Origin of the sequence: Mesorhizobium sp. M7A.F.Ca.CA.004.12.1.1, assembly GCF_003997835.1 — a bacterium.
In the GTDB taxonomy this organism is placed as follows: domain Bacteria; phylum Pseudomonadota; class Alphaproteobacteria; order Rhizobiales; family Rhizobiaceae; genus Mesorhizobium.
Window position 1 is genome coordinate 1 of record NZ_RZRK01001238.1, and the last position, 1,151, is coordinate 1,151.

The window sequence follows — 1,151 nt, forward strand, 5'->3', positions numbered from 1 at the left end:
TCTCAGGAGTCCATATGCGATAGCCCTGCCCCTTGAGGGGGAGATGCCTGGCAGGGTAAAGGGGGGCGCGCCGGAACAAGGCGCTTCTCGGCTGGCGCCGCCCACAACAACCCTCATTTTCGGGGTTACATCAGTTAAAACTCTTCCCTATAAGGCCCTCCTAGCCTGATACCAGAATCGCGAGCACAACCGGCCGGGTCTTCCCGTCCCGGTTTTTTGTGCAAGCCGCCCGCCGAACGGACCTTTGACATGCCAAGACGCACTGACATCAAGTCGATCCTGATCATCGGGGCCGGCCCCATCGTCATCGGCCAGGCCTGCGAGTTCGACTATTCCGGAACCCAGGCCTGCAAGGCGCTGAAGGAGGAAGGCTTCCGCGTCATCCTGGTCAATTCCAACCCAGCCACCATCATGACCGACCCGGAACTGGCCGACGCCACCTATATCGAGCCGATCACGCCCGAAGTGGTCGCCAAGATCATCGCCAAGGAGCGGCCCGACGCGCTGCTGCCGACCATGGGCGGCCAGACCGCGCTCAACACCGCTCTGTCGCTGCGCCGCATGGGTGTGCTCGAGCGCTACAATGTCGAGATGATCGGCGCCGACGCCACGGCCATCGACAAGGCCGAGGACCGCGCGCTGTTTCGCGAGGCGATGAAGAAGATCGGCTTGGAAACGCCGAAGTCGATGCTGGCCAACGCCACCGACGTCAAGAACACCGACCGCAAGACGCATGAGGCCGAGCGCGCCGCCGTCAAGGCCGAGGCGCCTGCCGATCTCGATGCCGCGCTCGACGCGCTGGAGACCCGCTGGAACCTCGGCGAAGGCGACCGCAAGCAGCGCTACATCAGCCATGGCATGGCGATCGCCGCACAGGCGCTCGACCATGTCGGCCTGCCGGCCATCATCCGCCCGTCCTTCACCATGGGCGGCACCGGCGGCGGCATCGCCTATAACAGGGCCGAATTCTACGAGATCGTCCAGTCCGGCCTCGATGCCTCGCCGACCACCGAAGTGCTGATCGAGGAAAGCGTGCTCGGCTGGAAGGAGTATGAGATGGAGGTCGTCCGCGACAGGGCGGACAATTGCATCATCGTCTGCTCGATCGAGAACATCGACCCGATGGGCGTGCACACGGGCGACTCGATCAC

General features: G+C 63.9%; 1 pseudogene. It reads left to right on the forward strand.

The annotated features are described in order from the left end of the window. Window positions 1–249: 249 nt before the first annotated feature. Window positions 250–1,151, forward strand: a pseudogene (locus EN984_RS35455) (carbamoyl phosphate synthase large subunit); the annotation flags it as partial.